Source organism: Deinococcus pimensis DSM 21231 (genome assembly GCF_000519345.1).
GTDB lineage: Bacteria > Deinococcota > Deinococci > Deinococcales > Deinococcaceae > Deinococcus_A > Deinococcus_A pimensis.
In genome coordinates this window covers 20,327-23,194 of the sequence record NZ_KI912650.1, presented here as the reverse complement: position 1 = coordinate 23,194, position 2,868 = coordinate 20,327, and the positions used below count along the sequence as shown (strand labels likewise).

Below are 2,868 nucleotides of genomic sequence, written 5' to 3'. Positions count from 1 at the left end.
CGGCTCCAGCCAGGTGACGCTCAGGCGCGGCCACAGCAGGGGTTGCGGCAGGCCGTGCAGCGCGTACACCTCGCGCAGCTGCGCCCCGTACGCGATCTCGCCGGGCCCCACCACGAACGCCACGGTCGGCAGCACGGAGTCCTGCACGACGGGCCGCAACCCGGCGGCGGGCGTGACGCGGGTGGGGTCGCTCGCGAGGATCGCGAGGACGTCCTCCGCCGTGTACGATCGGTCGGCGTGCAGCGTCCGCCCGTCCACGCGCAGCAGACGTCGCTGGCCGTCCTCGCACTCCAGGAAGAGGTTCGTGGCGCCCTCGGGACGCCGCAGCTGCGGCTCGAAGCCGAGCCGCTCGAGTCGACCGGCGGCCTCCTCGATGAGGGCCGAACTGCGGGTCGGCGCCCGCAGCTCACGCTCCAGGGCGGGCGCGAAGAGCGCCGCGAGTTCCGGCTCCAGCGGGTCGAGGACGACGAGGCCCTCGCGGCCGAGCAGGCCGTGCACGAGCCGCGCGAACACGTCCGCCCAGCTGCCGCCCTCCGAGCGCCGCACGAGCTCGCGCACGCGCGAGACGTGCTCGGGTGGGGCGCTGAAGCGGTCCAGCACGTCCTCGACCGCGCGTGACCAGGCGGGCTGCCAGGCCACGCGGCCCACCATCCGCCCACGCGGCAGGTCGAGCCGCAGGTGTACGGGCGTCTCGTCCATGTCCAGCAGGGACACGCCCGCCACCTCGTCCACGTCGTGATCCTGACTCGCCACCCAGTAGATCGGCACGACCGGCTCGTCGTCACGGTCGAGGGCGCGCGCGAGCAGCACGGCGTCCGCGCCCTTGTGCACGCTGTACGCGGGGCCCGTCAGCAGACCCGCCTGCTGGCCCGTCACGACCACCCGCGAGCGCGGGTGCGCGAGCCGCGCGAGCTGCGCCTCCACGCCCGCGTCGAGCGTCCCGAGCCGCGAGTGGTACGCCCGCAGGGCCGAGGCGAGCGCCGCGCGGTCCACGTCCCGCGGCGACTCCGCGCGGGCGGCGTCGAGGTCGTCGGGCGTGAAGCGGAAGAAGTCTCGCAGGGTTCCGGCCCGGTAGGCGTCGGCGATCGAGGGGGGCATCAGCGGGAAGTCTACAGGAGAAGAGGCGGGCACGATCAGCTGTGGATGGGGTTCTCGGCGACGTCGCGCAACCCCGCCTCGTCGAGGACGACGATGCGGCGGTACCCCAGGTCGAGCAGGCCGCGGTCCTTGAACTCCCCGAGCAGCTTCGTGATCGTCTCGCGCGTGCTGCCCACGAGGTACGCGAGGTCCTGATGCGACACGCGGCCCTTGAGGGCCTTCTTCGCGCCCGCCTCGCCGCCGCTCTCGGCGGCCATCGTCAGGAGCGTCCCCGCGAGGCGCTGCGACACCTCCAGGAAGACGAGCTGAGCGAGCCGCTCCTGCAGCGCGCGCGTCTGACGGGTGAGCTGCGCGCTGAGGCTCACGCCGAGCTCCGGCTGGCTGCGCAGCAACTCACGCAGCGTCCCGCCGGGCAGCGCGAGCAGTTCCGCCTCCTCCAGCACCTCGGCGTAGTGTCCGTAGGCCTCCGGGCCGCCGAGGGCGGACGTGCCGAAGAGCTCGCCCGACTCGTGCACCGCGACCGTCACGTCACGCGCGCTCGCGCCGATCCGGTAGAGCCGCACGCGTCCGCTTTCGAGCAGGTAGACCGTCTCGGCGGCGTCCTCGGTGTGATAGACGACGGTGCCGCGTCCCGCGCGGGACCGCCTGGCCACGGCGAGGAGGCTGGCGCGCGCCCCTTCGGGCAGGTCGGACAGGAAGCCGGAAGGCATGCGGCCAGTATCGAAGGCGCCCCGCGAGGCAAACGAAGCGCAGTGCACGTTTCGGGGCGTGATACAATCCCCCTTCAGACGCGCGCCCCGCCGCCTCCGAGCGTGCGGGCAGGTGAAAGGAACAGCGGATGTCGATTCTTCCCACAGTGTGGATTCCGGACAAGAAGGACGCGGATGCGGCTCAGGGTTGATCTCCTGCCCGGGCAGGACTACGCGGACGTCGTGATCCTCGTGGACGTGCTGCGCGCCACCACGGCCGCCCCGATCCTGCTCGAACGCGCGGGCGTGTACGTCACGCCGTCCCTGCGCGCCGCGCGCGCCTTCGCGGGCGAGCGGGGCCTGCTGCTCGCCGGGGAGCGCGACGGCCTCCCCCCGGAAGGCTTCAACTACAGCGCCTCGCCCGACGATCTGCGCCGCGCCCGCTTCGAGGGCCGCGACGTGGTCCTCACCACCGAGAACGGCCCTCGCGCGCTCGCGCACGTCACGGGCGCCCGGCACGTGCTGCTGGGCAGCTTCTACAACGCCCGCGCCGTCACGGACGCCGCGCTGCGACTCGCCCGTGACGAGATCAGCATCGTCTGCGCGGGCATGCGCGGCGAGGAGGCCATCGAGGACATCGTCTGCGCGGGCTTCCTCGCGCGGCGCGTCGTGAAGCAGGGCGAGGGTCGCGGCGTCGAGGCGCGCGAGCGCGTGCGGCTCGCGCAGACCCTGCTGCGCGCCTTCGCCGATCCGCAGGAGGCGCTCGCGCAGAGCGAGAGCGGCCAGCTCCTCATGCGGCTCGGCCTGCACGAGGACCTCGCGGTGGCCTCGCTGATCTCCCACTCGGACGCCGTGCCGCGTCTGCGCGAGACCCTGACCGTGGAGGGCCACCCCGTCTACGCCTTCGAGAACGTCGGGCGCGGCGCCCTCGCCGCGCAGGAGGCGTCCGCGTGAACCGCCTCGACCTGATGGGCTTCCCGCTCGACCCCGTCGACCTCGACGGCGCCGTGGGCATCCTGGGCCGCTGGATGTTCGAGGAGGCGCGCGCGCCGCACACCGTCGTGACGCTCAACCCGGAGAT

General features: G+C 73.5%; 3 protein-coding genes. 1 reads left to right on the top strand and 2 read right to left on the bottom strand.

Translation table 11 applies throughout. The annotated features are described in order from the left end of the window. Both bshC and DEIPI_RS0114065 read right to left on the bottom strand, forming a co-directional pair. A partial coding sequence (gene bshC / locus DEIPI_RS0114070; RefSeq protein ID WP_027482182.1) for a bacillithiol biosynthesis cysteine-adding enzyme BshC occupies positions 1-1,098 on the bottom strand: 1,098 nt, incomplete at its 3' end. Between the two features lie 35 nt (positions 1,099-1,133). Further along, complete coding sequence (locus tag DEIPI_RS0114065) at positions 1,134-1,808, bottom strand: Crp/Fnr family transcriptional regulator (protein WP_045234345.1); 675 nt, start codon at positions 1,806-1,808, stop codon at positions 1,134-1,136. 174 nt (positions 1,809-1,982) lie between these two features. Between DEIPI_RS0114065 and DEIPI_RS0114060 the strand changes: the two genes are divergently transcribed. After that, complete coding sequence (locus DEIPI_RS0114060; RefSeq protein ID WP_027482180.1) at positions 1,983-2,741, top strand: 2-phosphosulfolactate phosphatase; 759 nt, start codon at positions 1,983-1,985, stop codon at positions 2,739-2,741. Positions 2,742-2,868: the final 127 nt, after the last annotated feature.

What these genes read in the sequence shown, in the direction of transcription:
- DEIPI_RS0114065 (WP_045234345.1), bottom strand. Translation starts at nt 1,808, where the DNA reads ATGCCTTCCGGCTTCCTGTCCGACCTGCCCGAAGGGGCGCGCGCCAGC.
- DEIPI_RS0114060 (WP_027482180.1), top strand. Translation starts at nt 1,983, where the DNA reads ATGCGGCTCAGGGTTGATCTCCTGCCCGGGCAGGACTACGCGGACGTC.